Origin of the sequence: Kitasatospora sp. NBC_01560 (assembly GCF_045208415.1) — a bacterium.
Classification (GTDB): domain Bacteria; phylum Actinomycetota; class Actinomycetes; order Streptomycetales; family Streptomycetaceae; genus Kitasatospora.
Map to the genome: position 1 here is coordinate 117113 of NZ_CP109364.1, position 15432 is coordinate 132544.

Below are 15432 nucleotides of genomic sequence, written 5' to 3' on the forward strand. Positions count from 1 at the left end.
CTGCCCGCCGGACGAACAGCCCCTCAACACCACCCCCAGCAGCCGGCCGACGAGACAGCGGGCCGGACGGGCAGGCACCGGCCAGAGAGCGAGCGGAGGCCGGGACCGCACGACAGAGCAACCGGCACGACCTCCAGCCGCCAGCGCGGCACCACGACGGCCCGCCCGGGCCGACAGCGGGCCGGCGGCCGCCGGGCCCCGCAGCGTCCTCGCTCATCGGTCGTGCGGGTGAGCCCGCGGCCCCGTACGTGTCCCGTACCTCCTGCGCCGTTTCCGGTATGAGCCTGTTTTTGAATGTCGCTTTTGATCAAGGAACTGTTCCGGACCGGCGTTGCCCGCCAGAATGATCGATATGACGATCCGCGGAGTGCTGTTCGATGTCGATGGAACCCTGTACGACTACGAGAAGGCCGAGGAGGCCGGTCTCCACGAACACCTGGTGGCCGAAGGGCTCTCCGCCCGGTTCGAGTCGCCAGCGGAGGCGCTGCGTGTGTGGCGGGAAGTCAGGGAGGAGGAGTACCCGCGGTTTCTGAACGGCGAGTTGACGTTCGCTGCCCAGAAGGCCGCACGAATACGGCGATTTCTCGCCCATGCCGGGGTGGTCGGCGCACTTGAGTGGACGGACGAGGCGGCTACGGCGTGGTTCGCGAGCTACGCGGTACAGAGGGACGCGAGCCGGCAGGCGTTCGACGATGCTCAGCTGGCGCTGGGCGCGTTGGCGGGTCGATTCCGGCTCGGCGTCGTGTCGAACTCGGTGACCGCGCACCAGCGCGCGAAGCTGGATGCGATCGGGCTGCTCGGCTACTTCACGGAGCCGTTGGTCTGCTCCCAGGAACACGGTTCCGCCAAGCCGGCGGCGAGCATCTTCCTGGCGGGCTGCGAGGCCCTGGGGTTGACGCCCGCCGAGGTGGCGTACGTGGGTGATGACTACGAGAAGGACGCGGTCGGGGCGCGGGACGCAGGGTTGCAGGCCGTCTGGCTGGACCGCTCGGCTTCCGGAGGTTCCGGTGCCGTGGACGCCGATATCCGGGTGATCGCCTCGTTGACGGAGCTGATGAGTTTGTGATCAGTACCCGGTCCGGATCTGCTCCGCTCGTCTGAACAGGGACAGAGGACACGGCCGGGGTAGATATGGAGCGTGAGCGAGACCGAGGAGCACGACGAGGCCCTGCCGGAGCAGGCGGCGGAGCGTGCGAAGGAGGAGACCCGGGCTTCCCAGGCCGACGCCGCGAAGGCGTCCGACGTCCGGGCGACAACGGGCCGGAACGGCAGGCGACGCAGCAGCGCAGCGCCGGCAGGTGGGCAGCAACGGGCAGCAGCTCACGGCCGGGCCAGGCGGGCCGGCCCCGGGCGGCCGGCGCGGCAGCGGGCCGGAACGTCACGCAGGCCCGCCGGCGGGCAGGGCAGCCGCGGGCAGGGCCGCGGGCCGGAACGGCGGCAGCAGCAGCAGACGCAGGACTGCGGGCGGGCAGGCAGCCTCGCTGACATCGAAGAACACAGCCCCGACGGCGCGGCGGCGGGCCGGCCGGACGAACAGGCCCTCGACACCACCCCCGGAACGGACCCAACGAACGGGCCACACCGGAGCGCGGGCCGGACGAGCACCCGTCAGCCGGACAACGAAGCAAGACTAGGTTGAGCTGTCCTGCCGGACGGCGACAGGCCCTCAGGGTCCCCGTGGAACCCCGTCCGCATCCCGGGCCGCATCAGCCCGCCGTCCCCGGGGCCGTGCACCCCGGGGACGGCGGACCAGGTGACCACGGTCGACCTGGTGTGCAGCTCAACGCGGGTGGGGTGAAGTCCGTGCGGTGTCGGGCTGTGGCTGGGGGGCAGGCTGTGCGGCAGCGAGCTGCGCCCGGGGCCCGGGCCGCACGGGGGTGGAAGGCCCCGGATCGGGCTGCACCGGGGTGGAAGGCCCCGGATCGGGCTTGGGCTTCCACTTCGGGGTCGTGGTCTGCGGATCGGGCTTGGAGTCGACCCAGTGCCACTTCACCTGGATCACCCCCGCGTCGAGGGAAGCGAGTTTCCGGAACGCCCCTTCCGTCAGGCTGATGCCGTACATCGGCTCGCCCGGGGCTTCGTCGACCACGGTCACGGTCACCGATTTCTTGCCATACGTAACTTTGATCTTCCGTCCGCAATTGGGACCCGGGAACCCGGCGCCGAACATCGCGGAGTTCAACGAGACGACGTCCTGGTTCGGGTTGGACACCCAGCCGCACGCCCCCAGACCGGGGCTGTAGTACGACGCTCTGCCCTTGAAGTCCGCTGCCGACGAGGGAGCGGCGGCGACCATGACAAACACACCGGTAGCCAGCAGCACGGCCGGTACAGCCTTGGGGGTTCTTGTCCTCATGGATTCCCTTTCTGGACGTCTCGTTCCGGACGGCGCGGACCGGGACCCGGTGAGGGGCTTCATCACCCGACACGTCGCCACTCCACACCGACGGCCGGCATGTCTCCGGTCCGGCCCGGCCTCACAGCACGGGCCGGACGCACCGCCCAACCACTCAGTCGAACGGCCCCCCGAGGCCCAAAAGTTCACTCCGGCCGCGAGGGCCAGCCCTTCACCGTCCACGTCACCACCACCGACGGCCGCGAGGAGCGGATCACCGCCGCCGCGGTCATCGACGCCTCCGGCACCTGGTCCACCCCCAGCCCCCTCGGCGCCGACGGCCTGCCCGCGATCGGCGAGAAGACCCACGCCGCCCACCATCTCCTACCGCGTCCCCGCCCTGAACGACCCGGCCGCGCGTGCTCGGCACGCGGGCAAGCGGACCGCCGTCGTCGGCTCCGGCGCCTCCGCCTACACCGCCCTCGCCGACCTCGCCGACCTCGCCAAGCGAGGCCGCCCGGCGCGTCGAGCTCACCCTCCCGGAGACCGGGGTGTGCAGCGGTGCCGGCCTGTTCGACGAACCGGCCGCCGACCAGGACGCCGACGGCGGCTGCTGCACAGCTACTGTCGCCGCGCCCGGCCCGGTCGCCACCACCATCGGTACCCCGCCGGAGCAGGCCCCGGCCGCAGGGGGCTGCTGCTGAGCCAGCACACACGGCAGGGCCGCGACCGCACCGCCGGTCGCGGCCCTGCCGTACCGGCCGCCGGACGAACAGGACCTCGACTCCACCCCCGAGCCGGACAACCGAGCAGCGGGCGGCAGCGGCAGGCGAGCCGGAACGGCGGCGGGCTGGCGGGCCGCGGGCGGCGGCAGCAGCGGGCCGGCGCAGCCAACCTCGCTGACGGGGCGGTGCGATCCGCTTACTCGGCTGCGGCAGTTGCGGCCGATGGGACGACCACGGCGAGGCCCCACCGGGCGCCTGCGCGCCCCGCCCGACCGGCCGACCCCGCACGTCACCCCGGGCCCGTTGGCAGTGTCGGTGCCGGTGCCGGTGCCGGCCGGGATGCTGACCCGAACCCCGAACCCCGAACCCCGGCCTCCGCCCGGGCCACGCACACCGCGAGCTCGTCGTCGGCCCGCTCCACGGACTGCCCCTGGACGTCACCGGCCGCGCCGCGCTCCTGACCGGGACCGCCCGCCACGGCGCCGGCGGCCGCGCCCACGACGAACCCCGCACCGCGGACCCGGGGCGCCCCGGCCTGCCTTCCCTCCGGCGTGCCGGGGCGCCGTGGCCCGCCCTGCCACTGCGGTGGTCGTGTGGTCGGTGGGTGGTCAGGGATGCTGGGGGCCGGGACGGTGGGCGATGCGGGTGGTGAGCCCGACCGTGACGTAGGCGATCGCGTATCCGGCGGTGAACAGGACGACCGGCAGCAGGACGAGCGCGCGGTGGTTGGGTCCCATGTCCAGCAGCAGCGGGCCGAGCAGCGGCGGTCCGGCCAGGACGGCTGTGGCCGAGGCCGCGTTTCGGACGGTGCGTGCGGTGCTGGCGACGGCCGCGCCGGTGACCACCGGGGCGACGAAGTAGAACGCCGTACCGGCCGCCCAGTCCCCGAGCCGGCCTCCGGCCGAGGCCACAATGACGTCCCCGGCCGTGATCGAGAGGGCCACCGTCCATGGGAGGGCGCGGCCCTGGTGGGAGGTGTGGTCCGGCGGGGCGGCCAGCAGGACGAGGGCGTTGAAGGCGATCAGGACGACCTGGTAGTCGCACAGGACCGGCTGGAACAGCGCCGCGAACAGCGGCGTGGCCGTGGCGGCCACCAGGGCCAGGACCCTCGCCGTCGTCCGCTGCCCGGCCAGTACCGCCAGCATCATCAGGACGGCCGGGGCGAGCATCAGCACCGTGACGGCGACGGTGCGGGCACCGGAGGGCCCGAAGGAATCGAGCCCTCCACCGCGGACGATCCGGACGAAGGCCCACAGGTGCCAGGCCGCGAAGGTGCCGGCGAGCATTGCGGCGAGCGGGGCGGCCGTGGCCAGGGCCCGGCCCGGCGGCCGGTGGGAGACCAGGCCCAGCCGGACCCGGGCGCCGTGTCCGGCCACGTCGGCGACCTCGCGCAGCCCGGCGAGGCGGCCGGCTCCGGCGATGTGGCGTTCGGCGTGGTGGGCGACCTCGGCCCGTGCGCCGGGTCCGTAGGAGGCCGGGTAGACCGCGAGCGCCCACCGCAGCAGCCGGGCCCTCACCGAGAACTGGTCCGCAGTCACGCCGCACCCCCAGCAAGCCGGGGCCGGGAGGCGGCCAGGCGCCGGTCGGCCTCGCGCAGCGCGGTGCGCATCCGCTCGCTCTCCTGCGTGAGCGCCGTGGTGCCGGCCGGGGTGAGGGCGAAGACGCGGCGGGGGCGCCCGTCGACCGTCTCCTCCCGCTCGACCCGGATCAGCCCTTCGGCCAGCAGCCGGTCCAGGGTCCCGTAGAGGGAACCGGCGCCGAGCCGTACCCGGCCACCGGAGATCGCGGCCACCTCGTCACCGAGCGCGTAGCCGTGCCGGGGCTGGTCCGCGAGGGCTGTCAGCAGGAGGAAGGTGGGCTCCTGCATGGAGCGTTTCTTCGTCATACCCGCCACCATAGTACGATCACCGTAGTGTCTGGCAAGGGCAAGACGTACCGTCACCTCAGGCTCCAAGCAGACGAGATGGTGACATCGCGACCGAACGACGCCACTCTCACCACCGCCGAACCCGCACCGCGGCGGGACAACGGGGCGGCCGACCAGGTGAGGCACACGGCGGCGGCCGGACGGGCCGGCGACGGGCCGACCGGGACGGGCAACAGCAGCACGGCACCGGAACGGCAGGCGAGCCGGAACAACAGCGCCGCGGAGGGGCGGCTGCCGGGCGGCGGCGCAGCAGCGGGGCGGCCGTGCAGGGCCGGAACGGCGGCCGGGACAGCCCCGCCGGAACAAGAGCGCGGTGGCGGGCCGGCCCGGCGGAGCAGGCGGCACGCCGGAACGAGACGACGGCCCGGCGGACCCGGCACGATGGCCGCAGGCCGGAACGGACGGGCAGCCGGCGTGCCGGCGAAGCCGCCGGGCGGGGCAACGGTAGGCCGGCAGCCTCGCCGCCATCCCCGACGGTGCGGCGGAGCAGCACCGCGGCGGACCCGGGCGGGCCGGGACGGCGGGGGCAGCCAGCGGGCCAAGCTGGCGGCCAGGCACCGGCGGGCACCGGCGGGCGCCGGCCGGACGAGCGGGCGGGCGGGCCCGGAACGGCGCTGCAGGGCCGGCGGGCGGGACGAGACCGGGCAGCGGGCGACGGTCGTGGGAGACGTCGGCCTGCTCCAACACGTGGCGCCAGCTCTTGCTGTAACCGTAGCCGTAGCCCGCATTCGCGGTCACCCATCGGAACGGGATCTCGTCGTCGATCGCGCGGCGGACCATCGCCCTCGCGAGCTGGACCTTGGTGGCGAACTCGACCTCGTCGTCGATCCCCGCCGACCGGCAGTGTTCGCGATCGTCCGTCCAGGTGCCGTGCTGCTGGAACAGCGATCGACGCCGGGCCTGGCGTGATCACGGGCCCGGGCGCCGGGAGCGGGGAAGCGTGATGGGAAACTGGCGGGTATGGGTATCCGTCGCAGGAACAACGTCACCGTCACCGGCCGTGCGGACGGACCGGTGCTCCTGCTGGTGCACGGGTTCGGCTGCGACCAGAACATGTGGCGCCTGGTCCTGCCCGCGCTGGCCGAGGACTTCCGGGTGGTGCTCTTCGACTACGTGGGGTCGGGCCGGTCCGATCCCGCGGCCTGGAGCGAGCAGCGTTACAGCTCGCTGGAGGGCTACGCCCTCGATGCCCTGGAAGTCTGCGAGGAGCTGGACCTGCGAGAAGTGACGTTCGTGGGCCATTCGGTCAGTGCGATGGTGGGGGTGCTCGCGGCGGCGAAGGCCCCGGAGCGCATCTCGCGTCTGGTGCTGGTCGCCCCGTCGCCCCGCTACATCGACGACGACGGCTACCGGGGCGGGTTCAGCGAGGAGGACATCGACGAGCTGCTGGAGTCGCTGGAGTCGAACTATCTGGGCTGGTCGGCGGCGATGGCTCCGGTGATCATGGGGAACGAGGACCGTCCCGAGCTCGGCCAGGAGCTGACCGCCTCGTTCTGCGCGACCGACCCGGACATGGCCCGGGTCTTCGCCCGCACGACGTTCCTGTCCGACAGCCGTGAGGACCTGAAGTCGGTCGCGGTGCCGACGTTGATCCTGGAGTGCCGGCAGGACGTGATCGCCCCCAAGGAGGTGGGCGCCTACGTCCGCAACGCGATCCCCGCGAGCCACCTGGTGACGTTGGAGGCGACGGGGCACTGCCCGCAGCTGAGCGCACCGCAGGCCACCGCCGCGGCAATCACCGGCTTCCTCGGGACACGCCGGTGATGTGCCGCACCGGCCAGGCGGACGAGCCGGGCGAGGAGTACGTGGACACCACGGACGCGATGTTCACCGCCCTGCTGGAGGACAGCGCGGAGGAGCTGTACGAGCAGGCGCCCTGCGGGTACCTGTCGACACTGATGGACGGGACCATCGCGAGGATCAACGTCACGCTGCTGGAGTGGCTGGGCCTGGACCGCTCCCGGGTGGTGGGGCGGATGCGGTTCACCGATCTGCTCACCGTGGGCGGCAAGCTCTACCACGAGACGCATTTCGCGCCGCTGCTGCAGATGGCCGGCGAGGTCAGCGGAATCGCTCTGGACATCAAGGCCGCTGCCGGCCGGATGCCGGTGCTGGTGACCTCGAAGGTGAAGACCAGCGAGGACGGCGAACCGTTGCTGGTCCGCACCACCGTCTTCGATGCCCGCGACCGGCGCGCCTACGAGGCCGAGCTGCTGCGCGGCCGCCAGGCCGCCGAGGAAGCCCGCCGCCAGGCCGAAGCGGCGCGCCGCCAGGCAGAGGCCGACCGTGAGCGGCTCCAGGAAGCACTCGCCGTGCTCCAGCAGAGCCTGCTGCCCGCCGAGTTGCCTTCCGTCCCGGGCCTGGAGGCCGCCTCCTACTACCACACCGCTTCCCCGGACCAGCTGGGCGGTGACTTCTACGACCTGTTCCCGCTGGACACCGGCCGGTGGGCGTTCTTCCTCGGCGACGTGTGCGGGAAGGGCCCCCAGGCGGCCGCGGTCACCTCCCTGACCCGCTACACCCTGCGGGCCGCCGCCCTGCACGATGCCGACCCGGTCACCGTGCTGACCACCCTGAACACCGTCCTGCACGATCGGTACACCAGCGGCGACCCCCGCTACTGCACCGCCGTCTTCGGCATCCTGGAACCCGGCGGCGACCACGTCGACGTGCACCTCGCCTCCGGCGGCCACCCCTCGGCGCTGATCCAGCGCGCAGACGGCACCGCCCATTACCTGCCCACCCCGGACGGCATGCTCATCGGCGTCCTGCCCCAGGCCCAGTTCACCGCCGCCCGCACCCGTCTGCTGCCCGGCGACAACCTGCTCCTGTACACCGACGGCCTCACCGAAGCCCGTACGGGTCCCCGGCGCGAGCTGTACGGCGAGAAGGCACTGCGCGCCTTCACCACCGCCCAGCCGCCGGCCGGCCCACGCGCCCTGATCACCGCACTGACCGGACTGCTCGCCTCCTTCGGCGACGGCCTCGACGACGACACCGCACTGCTCGCCCTCGGCGTGCCGGCACCGGCCGCTGTTTCCGCCCCCGTGAGTGAAACCTGAGATGACTTCGCTGACGATCACCTCCCGCGACGCGGTCACCGGTCCTGTCCTCCAGATCGCCGGTGATCTCGACCACGAGACGGCACCCGAGCTTCGCAAGGCCGTGGACGGCCTCACCCTGACCGAGGGTCAGCTGCTGGTGCTGGACCTGGCGGCCCTGGACTTCTGCGACTCCAGCGGTATCACCGTCCTGCTGGCGGCCCGGAACCTGGCCTCCGAACAAGGCGCCACCATCGCCCTGGCCGCGGTCCCCGCCAACACTGCCCGCGTCCTCGGCATCGTCGGCCTGGACCGGGTCTTCACCATCTACCCGGACGCAGCTACCGCGACCGCCCCACGTTCCACAGCCCACTGATCCGCCTGCCGGTCGTGAGCAGAGGCCGAGTGGGTTGTGCTGTCGCGGTTCCTGCCGGCTTCGGGGGTAGGCGGTCGTGCACGGTCGGACGACCGGCTGGTGCTGAACGGGATCGTGTGAAGCTGTGGACCGGCCCGTCCTGGCGGGACGTGCCGGAGCGCTACGGCTCGTGGAAGACTCTGTACACGCGTTTCCGCAGGTGGGCGCTGGACGGGACGTTCTCCCGGATGCTCCGGGCGATCCAGGCGGAGAAGGACGCGGCCCCGCAGGATCCGCGCCCACCTGCGCAGACGCGGCATCCCGCACACCCGGTCGTATGGGAGTTCGCGCGTGGCTCCGATCGGCTGATCAGGATCCCCGAAGTCACCGCACGACCGGCCGTCGCCGAACTCGGCCCGGCCGTGTCCCATTGAGCTCCAACTTCCTTGGGAACCGGTATACCTGTCGTAGCATCAGTACAGCAAAACCGACCACCTCCACGCCTGGGTGCGCGGGCCGGCACGAACCGCGCCGGCCACGTGCGCAACGTCGTAGGCGGCTTCGCGGTGAATCGCCCGTCGGCCGGGGGCTGCTCTGCCAGGGCGGCAGCACACTGCGTCGTCTTCTCGCGGCTGCTGTTCGCCCTGGCCGACACCGGCGAGCAGACCGCCCGGCAGCAGATCCGCGGTCCCTGGACCCGGCTGGTCCCGAAGCGTGCCCGATTCGGTCCGCCGCCCCGGTTTGGCCGCCGAACCAGCGATCAGACGCTAGGTACGTACGGTCACGCCGACCGCGGTCCCCCGGAAGCCAGTCCCAGGGATCGCCCGCCGGCCGCAGCCCATGAGAGAAGCAGGAGGCCCCACCATGGCCTGGATACTCTTCCTCGTCCTCGTCGCGATCGTCCTGGGGATCATCGGCGTGGCAACGCACGGCCTGCTGTACCTCCTCTTCATCGGCATCCTCGTCCTCCTCCTCGCGCTGGCCCTCGGTGGCGCGCGCTTCCGCAAGAACGGCCGGGCCAACCGCTGAATGTCAGCCTGCCTGCCCATGAAGCCGGGCGGGCGCCCCAGGGCCCCGACCGCGCGACGGGAGGTGGCCGAACCAGCAGAGCCGCGGTTCCCCTGTGCACCGCCTCGGGCGGTCACACGGTGCGTCTGTGCCGGCGCGGGGGCCGGCCAGGATGCGGTGGCCCTGACCGGGGTCCCGAAGGAGCAGCGGGCGTGGCCGTGCTCGCACCGTTCGCGTCGGGGCGGCTCCCTGCCAGGGTGCGGGGCCCAGGGTCACACGAGCCGGGCCGACGGGGAGAACCCGTCCGGCACGTGCCCGGGCAGCACTCGACGACCGTGAGGGTACGGCTGAGCCGTTCCCCGGCTCGTCCGGTCACTGCTGGACCCTGACGACCACGACTGGGTACCAGAAAAAGCATCAAAAACCATATACGTCATAAGTCACCCATCCGCAGCCTCCGGTGTCTTCGAACCCAGGGCATGAACGTCCAACGCGGTACTCAGGGAGCACGGTCCGGTCCGACGGCACGGCCCACCGGGCCGCTCGCCCCGGCCACGACCTCCGCCTCCCACCCGCTTCACCCCTTGTCCCGCCCGACGGGACAAGGGGTGCGGTCATGCGTGCCGCACCCCTTGTGAAAGGCGATGACCTCCATGAACGCGAAGCGTTCGCTCTCCCTGGCCGCAGCCGCAGCGCTGCTGGCCGGCGGCGCGGCGATCACCACGGCCGGCGCGGCCTCGGCGACCACCCCGCAGGACAGCAGGTCCGTGTCCTCCTACAACAGCCAGTACGAGGCCCACCAGCACAACGGCCACTACACCTGGCATGCCGGGTACTGGGAGAACAAGTGGATCCCGGGCCACTGGGAGAACACCCACCACGCCGGGTACTGGGAGAACCAGTGGCACGCGGGCTGGACCGACAGCAAGCACCACTCCCATCCCGGGTACTGGCACAAGACCTGGCACAAGGCCTACGACAGCCACCGCTGGGTGACCGGCCACTGGATGAAGACCTGGCACAACGGCTACTGGGAGCACCGCTGAACCTCCCCGCAGCACCAGTGATCAGGAAAGGTCCCGGGGCTCCCGCACCCGCCGGGGAGCGGGAGCCCCCGACCGCGATCCCCACCGTTGAGAATGTTCTCGGGACACCCGCGCCCTGCCCCGTCAGCGCCCGCACGGAAGCAGGCCACCACCATGTCCACCACAGCCCCCGCCCCCGTCTCCGCCTGTGCCAGGGCCCGCACCCCCGTGGAGCCGCGCACCACGCCCGGCACCCGCTTCTCGCGGGAGGTCGGCGTGCAGCACTGGGAGGCCGCGTTCGACGCCTCCCTCGAGGCCGTCGCAGACATCCGCTGCGCAGCGCGGGCCTTCTTCGAGCAGGTCCGCCCCGGCCGCGCCGGTGAGGAGGACGACCTGGTGCTGGTCGTCAGCGAACTCGTCACCAACGCGGTGCGCCACACCCACGGGCCAGGCACCATCAGCGTCACCGCCCTCGACGACGAACTCGACATCGCCGTCTCCGACACCAGCCGCACCCCGCCCCTGCCACGCCTGCCGGACCCCCAGGCCGGTACCGGGGGCCTCGGCCTGCACCTCGTCGCCGCACTCTGCGGCATCCTCCAGGTCACCCTCGACCCGGGCGCCGGGAAGACTGTCCACGCCCATCTCCCCTGCCGACGCCATCCCGCAGCCGACCGCCGCTGCGCACCGCAGCCGCCGGCCTTCAACCCCCGTCCCCGTGCCCGGTGATGCTCGCGCCCGGCCCCCGCGCATACGCGCCATCACCGTGTCGCCCGGCCCCCACGGGCCTCAGCTATCGCGGTGGGCGCCGTCGCCGGCCAGGCCTTGCCCTCGCGGCGAAGCGTCTCCGACCACAGGTGCGAGTATCCGTCGACGAAGGCCCTCGCATCGTCGCCGAGGAGGGCCGCCGGACGCCGCGGCGTGTCGCCGGCGGGGCCCGAGGCATGGAACAAGCCGGACCAGTCCACGTCATCCGTCGTACGGTCGTCCACGACGGGGATGCTGCCACACCACCTGGACGGGCCCACAAGGACCCGGCTCACGCTGCCGCGGCTTTCCGCGACAAAGCGGCGCTACTGCGTCTTTCCTGTTCGCGGGTTTCCAATCCGGGAATTGCAGCGCCGTCCGGTCCGGCCGCCGGTTTTGCGGTTCCCGCCGGGACGCCACGGGGCAGGGGCGGGCACGGTCGACGGGCGATGGGCGATGGGCCGACATGATCCCCCCTTTGAGAGCCCGCACGTGCGAGCCGTCCACGACGCCGTCGACCCGTAGCCCAAGGGGGCGCGCGCCCGGCCCACCCGTCGGGGGCGCCAGGCGCCGGGGCCGCCGAGGGCCGGGGCGTCGACGTCAGGGCCCCGGCGTCAGGGCGTCACGAGGGCGGTATCCGGGGACCAGTGGCCGACCAGCTCGGCGTAGCGGGGGTCGGCCAGCAGGTCGCGGTGGGCGCCGAGGGCCACGTGGTCACCGTCCAGGAGCAGGACGCGGCGGGCCCGGGCGGCGGAGGTGATCCGGTGGGCGATCACGATCAGGGTGCCCGGCCGGGCGGCGAAGGCCGATTCCGCCAGCGCCTCGGCGGCCGGGTCGAGGTGGCAGGTCGCCTCGTCGAGGATCACCAGGCGGGCCGGTGAGGCGAACGCCCTTGCCAGGGCGATCAGTTGACGCTCACCACTGGAGAGGACGGCGCCCGGGTCGGGGAGCCGGGCGTCGTAGCCGCCCCAGCGGGCGACGGCCTCGGTCAGGCCGACCGCGGCGACCGCCCGGTCCAGCTCGTCCCGGCCGAGGCCGTGAGCGAGGTAGTCGAGGTTCTCCCGGACGGTGCCGGGGAAGACGTAGGCCTCCTGCGGGAGCAGCGTGACCAGCCCGCAGCGCACCGGCTCCGCCAGGCCGCCGACCGGATGCCCGCCGATCCGGACGGTGCCGCGGCCGGGGGTCTCGATCCCCGCGAGCAGGCCGGCCAGCGTGGACTTGCCGATGCCGCTGGCGCCGACCACTGCCAGGTGGTCGCCCTCCGGGACGGCCAGGTCGAGGCCGTCCAGCACCGGGACGGCTGCCGGGCCGTAGGCGAAGGTGAGGTCGGCGGCCACGAGGCCGTACCCCTGCGGTGCCCCCACCACCTGGCCGACGGTCGTGCCGGCGGGAGCGGCCGGGTCGGTGCGGCCGGTCGCCACCGTGCCCGTCTCGGCGAGACGGTCCAGGACCACCTTCAGCTGCGTCCCGTAACCGCTGACGGCGCCGGTCAACTGCTGGAGCGCGGGCACCAGGTGGCCGGCCAGGTAGGTGGCGGCCCCGACCAGCCCGCCCGGGCCGACGGCTCCGTGCCCGATCAGGCGCGGGCCGAGCGTGAGCAGGACGAACAGCGGCAGATAGCCGCCCACCAGCACGATCGGCACCCGGGCGGCGGAGGCCACCGCGACCGCGACGAGCGCCCGGCGGGAACGGTCGGAGGCCACCGCGACCAGGGCGGCGGCGCTCGCCTGCGCCCCGAGCGCGGTGAGGTCGCGAGCGGCGGCGAGCACCGTGCCCGCCCGGGCCGCCACGTCCTCCTCGGCGAGCACCGCGTCCCGGCGACGCGCGGCGAGCGTACGCATCGACAGCAGGAAGGCGGCCAGCGCCAGCAGCAGCGGCGGAAGGATCACGCCGGCCAGCACCGGGCTGAGCGTGGTCAGGCCGACGACGGTGGCCACCAGCCGGACCGCCAGTGGACGGGCGGTCCGCAGCAAGGTCCCGACCAGGGCGCGCACCGTGTCGGTCTGCGCGCTGAGCCGGGAGACCCCGGCGGCGTCGCCCGCGCCGAGGCCGGGTGCTGTCCGGCCGCCGTACACCGCCTGGTCCAGCGCGCCGTGGACGACCCGCCGCACCAGGCTGTCGCGCAGCGGCTCCACCACCCGGGGCAGCAGGGCGAACATGGCGCGCTCGGAGACGGCGCCGCCGAGCTGGAGCAACCCGAGCAGCCCGAGCCAGGCCAGCCCCACGGCCGGCCGACCGGCCAGGAACCCGTCGTCCAGCGCGGCGGCGGTGGCCGCCCCGGAGGCCAGCACCGGGAGCGCCTCGACCACCGACCAGGCGGCCAGCAGCCCGAACGGCCGTCGGCTGCCGCGCAGCCCCTCCCGCAGCAGCCGCGCCCCGCCACCGACACTGCGGGCCCGGGGGCGGCCCCGGGCGACGGTGGGGGCGGGACGGCTCACACCGCGGTACGGCATGTCTCCTCCTGGTCTGCCGAGTGGGTGGCCGGGGTCGTCGGGCCCGGGGTCGTCGGGCCCGGAACCGGGGGCGGGGGCGGGGGCGGGGCCGCGGTTGTCGCATCCGGGACCGGGCAGGCGGCCGAGAAGACGGCCCGGTAGGCCGGGTCCTGCCAGAGCAGCGCGTGCGGGGCCAGCGCGCGGACCCGGCCGGCCTCGACCCAGGCCACCTGGTCGCAGCGCGCGGCGGTGGCGGCCCGGTGGGTGACCACCAGGCGGGTCCGGCCGGCCAGGAGTTCGGTGACCGCCCGGCTGACCTCGGCCTCGGTGACGGTGTCCAGCCCGGAGGTCGCGTCGTCCAGCACGTACACCCGGCCGCGGCGGGCCAGCGCGCGGGCCAGGCCCAGGCGCTGGCGCTCACCGCCGGAGAGTGCGACGGCCCCCAGGTCGGTGTCGTAGCCGGCCGGCAACCGGCGGACGAAAGCATCGGCGCAGGCGGCTCGGGCGGCCCGCACCACGTCCGTGCGGGAGACGTCCGGGCGGCCGTAGGCGATCGCCTCGTGCACGGTGGCGCCGATCAGCACGGGCCGCTCGAAGGCGTGCACGACGGCTCGGCTCAACTCCTCGCGGGCCACCGTGTGCACCGCCACGCCGTCGATCAGCACCTCACCGGCGTCCGGGTCGGTGAGCCGCCCGGCCAGGCCGGCCAGCACGCTCTTCCCGGCGCCGGTGCGCCCGACCAGTGCAACCGAGGTACCGGCCGCGACGTCCAGGTCGGCTCCGTCCAGGACCGCGGTGCCCGCGCGGCGCACGGTGACCGCGCGCAGCCGGAGGGCCCCGGGGCCCGGGGGCAGGACGCCCCGGCCGTCGGCGGGCGCGGGCAGGGCGAGGGTGGCGGCGAGCCGGCCGGCTCCGGCGCGGGCCTGCGCCAGTGCGAGGAAGGCGTCGATCTGCTGGACCGCGCCGGCCGCGAGCTGCTGGTAGCCGACGACGGCGAGCAGCTCCCCCGGGCTGATCCGGCCGCTGCTGACCCCCAGCCCGGCCACCGCCAGCACACCGGTCCGGGTGAGCGCGGCGGTCAGGGTGAGCCGCCAGACGGTGCTCCGTTGCAGGCCCCAGAGGGCATGACCGGCCGCCGAGACCTCGGCCAGCGGAGTCAGCACCCGCTCGGTCTCGGCCCGCAGCGTGCCGGAGGCCCGGATGGTCCGGGCACCGGCCAGCGCGGTGATCAGCCGTCCGGCAATTCGGCCCTGCGCGGCGAGGTACCGGCCCTGCGCGGCGGTGACGTCGCCGACGAACCTGCGCGCGAGCAGCACCGGGAGGAGCATGCCGATCGTCATCGCCAGGCCGGAGGCCGCGTCGACCAGCCAGAGGAGCACGAACGCCGCGCCCGAGGCGGCCAGCGAAGCCGACACCTGGACCAGCGCCGACGGCAGGCCGGCCGCCTGCGGGGCGGCCTGGACGAGCTGGGTGACCGCCTCGCCGGCCGCCACGCCCGGGGCGGGGCCGAGGCCCAGCAGGTGGCGAACGGTGGCCGTGCGCAGCCAGGCGGTGCCGCGCGCGACGGCGGACGTGCCCAACGGGGCCAGGACGGCCTCGCCGAGGGCACCGAGCGTGAGCAGCACGGCGAGCGCCGCGGCGGCCGACAGGTCGGACGAGCGGTGCAGCAACGCGTCGACCGCGGCGGCCAGCAGCCCGGGTGTGGCGACCGACACGCCCGCGGAGACCAGGACGACGGCCGCGGCCGCCAGCAGCCGTCCGCGGACGTGCCCGGCCGTGGCGAGCAGCACCCTCGTGCTCGTGGGGTTCCGCAAGACCGTTGGCTCCTCTCTGTGAT

Annotated in this window: 15 protein-coding genes and 2 pseudogenes; 11 read left to right on the forward strand and 6 right to left on the reverse strand. The window is 73.9% G+C overall.

The genetic code is table 11. The features are described from left to right. Positions 1–352 precede the first annotated feature (352 nt). Both OH807_RS00505 and OH807_RS00510 read left to right on the forward strand, forming a co-directional pair. Positions 353–1066 carry an HAD family hydrolase gene (locus OH807_RS00505; RefSeq protein ID WP_406192208.1) on the forward strand — a complete coding sequence of 238 codons (714 nt, stop codon included), beginning with the start codon at positions 353–355 and terminating at the stop codon, positions 1064–1066. A 72-nt stretch (positions 1067–1138) separates the two neighbouring features. Further along, positions 1139–1639 carry a hypothetical protein gene (locus OH807_RS00510; protein ID WP_406192211.1) on the forward strand — a complete coding sequence of 167 codons (501 nt, stop codon included), beginning with the start codon at positions 1139–1141 and terminating at the stop codon, positions 1637–1639. 141 nt (positions 1640–1780) lie between these two features. Here the strand turns inward: OH807_RS00510 and OH807_RS00515 are convergent, their stop codons facing one another. Beyond that, positions 1781–2323 carry an RlpA-like double-psi beta-barrel domain-containing protein gene (locus OH807_RS00515; RefSeq protein WP_406192214.1) on the reverse strand — a complete coding sequence of 181 codons (543 nt, stop codon included), beginning with the start codon at positions 2321–2323 and terminating at the stop codon, positions 1781–1783. A 150-nt stretch (positions 2324–2473) separates the two neighbouring features. Between OH807_RS00515 and OH807_RS00520 the strand changes: the two are divergent. After that, positions 2474–2843 (forward strand): annotated as a pseudogene (locus OH807_RS00520) (flavoprotein); the annotation flags it as partial. A gap of 43 nt (positions 2844–2886) precedes the next feature. Then, positions 2887–3039, forward strand: a complete 153-nt coding sequence (locus tag OH807_RS00525) for a hypothetical protein (protein ID WP_406211456.1) — start codon at positions 2887–2889, stop codon at positions 3037–3039. Positions 3040–3668: 629 nt separating this feature from the next. On the opposite strand, the gene OH807_RS00530 is transcribed toward OH807_RS00525, so the two are convergent. The 3 genes and pseudogenes from OH807_RS00530 to OH807_RS00540 form a co-directional block, all read right to left on the reverse strand. Then, positions 3669–4598 carry a hypothetical protein gene (locus tag OH807_RS00530; protein WP_406192217.1) on the reverse strand — a complete coding sequence of 310 codons (930 nt, stop codon included), beginning with the start codon at positions 4596–4598 and terminating at the stop codon, positions 3669–3671. Further along, a complete protein-coding gene (locus OH807_RS00535; RefSeq protein WP_406192220.1) occupies positions 4595–4945 on the reverse strand; it encodes a PadR family transcriptional regulator in 351 nt (116 codons plus the stop codon). Before OH807_RS00535 ends, OH807_RS00530 begins: the two co-directional genes overlap by 4 nt. A 651-nt stretch (positions 4946–5596) precedes the next feature. Further along, a pseudogene (locus OH807_RS00540) lies at positions 5597–5854 on the reverse strand (transposase); the annotation flags it as partial. A 93-nt stretch (positions 5855–5947) separates the two neighbouring features. On the opposite strand from OH807_RS00540, the gene OH807_RS00545 reads away from it, so the two are divergent. The 7 genes from OH807_RS00545 (at position 5948) to OH807_RS00575 (ending at position 11145) form a co-directional block, all read left to right on the forward strand. Continuing rightward, positions 5948–6751, forward strand: coding sequence for an alpha/beta fold hydrolase (locus tag OH807_RS00545; protein ID WP_406192223.1), 804 nt, complete (start codon positions 5948–5950; stop codon positions 6749–6751). Further along, positions 6751–8049, forward strand: a complete 1299-nt coding sequence (locus OH807_RS00550; protein WP_406192226.1) for a PP2C family protein-serine/threonine phosphatase — start codon at positions 6751–6753, stop codon at positions 8047–8049. The genes OH807_RS00545 and OH807_RS00550 overlap by 1 nt, the downstream gene beginning before the upstream one ends. Before the next feature lies 1 nt (position 8050). Next, positions 8051–8404: an STAS domain-containing protein gene (locus OH807_RS00555; protein ID WP_406192229.1), complete on the forward strand. Its 354-nt coding sequence runs from the start codon at positions 8051–8053 to the stop codon at positions 8402–8404. A 116-nt stretch (positions 8405–8520) separates the two neighbouring features. Further along, entirely contained in the window at positions 8521–8817 is a 297-nt protein-coding gene (locus OH807_RS00560) for a transposase (protein WP_406192232.1), read from the forward strand. A 430-nt stretch (positions 8818–9247) separates the two neighbouring features. After that, the gene (locus OH807_RS00565) at positions 9248–9412 is read left to right on the forward strand and encodes a hypothetical protein (RefSeq protein WP_406192235.1); all 165 of its coding nucleotides are present in this window, start codon (positions 9248–9250) and stop codon (positions 9410–9412) included. Between the two features lie 632 nt (positions 9413–10044). After that, complete coding sequence (locus OH807_RS00570; RefSeq protein WP_406192238.1) at positions 10045–10437, forward strand: hypothetical protein; 393 nt, start codon at positions 10045–10047, stop codon at positions 10435–10437. A gap of 153 nt (positions 10438–10590) precedes the next feature. Next, a complete protein-coding gene (locus OH807_RS00575; RefSeq protein WP_406192241.1) occupies positions 10591–11145 on the forward strand; it encodes an ATP-binding protein in 555 nt (184 codons plus the stop codon). A gap of 632 nt (positions 11146–11777) precedes the next feature. Here the strand turns inward: OH807_RS00575 and OH807_RS00580 are convergent. Both OH807_RS00580 and OH807_RS00585 read right to left on the reverse strand, forming a co-directional pair. Beyond that, positions 11778–13616, reverse strand: coding sequence for an ATP-binding cassette domain-containing protein (locus OH807_RS00580; RefSeq protein ID WP_406192244.1), 1839 nt, complete (start codon positions 13614–13616; stop codon positions 11778–11780). Further along, positions 13598–15409 (reverse strand): ATP-binding cassette domain-containing protein, encoded by a 1812-nt coding sequence (locus tag OH807_RS00585; RefSeq protein ID WP_406192247.1) that lies wholly within the window; start codon positions 15407–15409, stop codon positions 13598–13600. The genes OH807_RS00580 and OH807_RS00585 overlap by 19 nt, the downstream gene beginning before the upstream one ends. Positions 15410–15432: the final 23 nt, after the last annotated feature.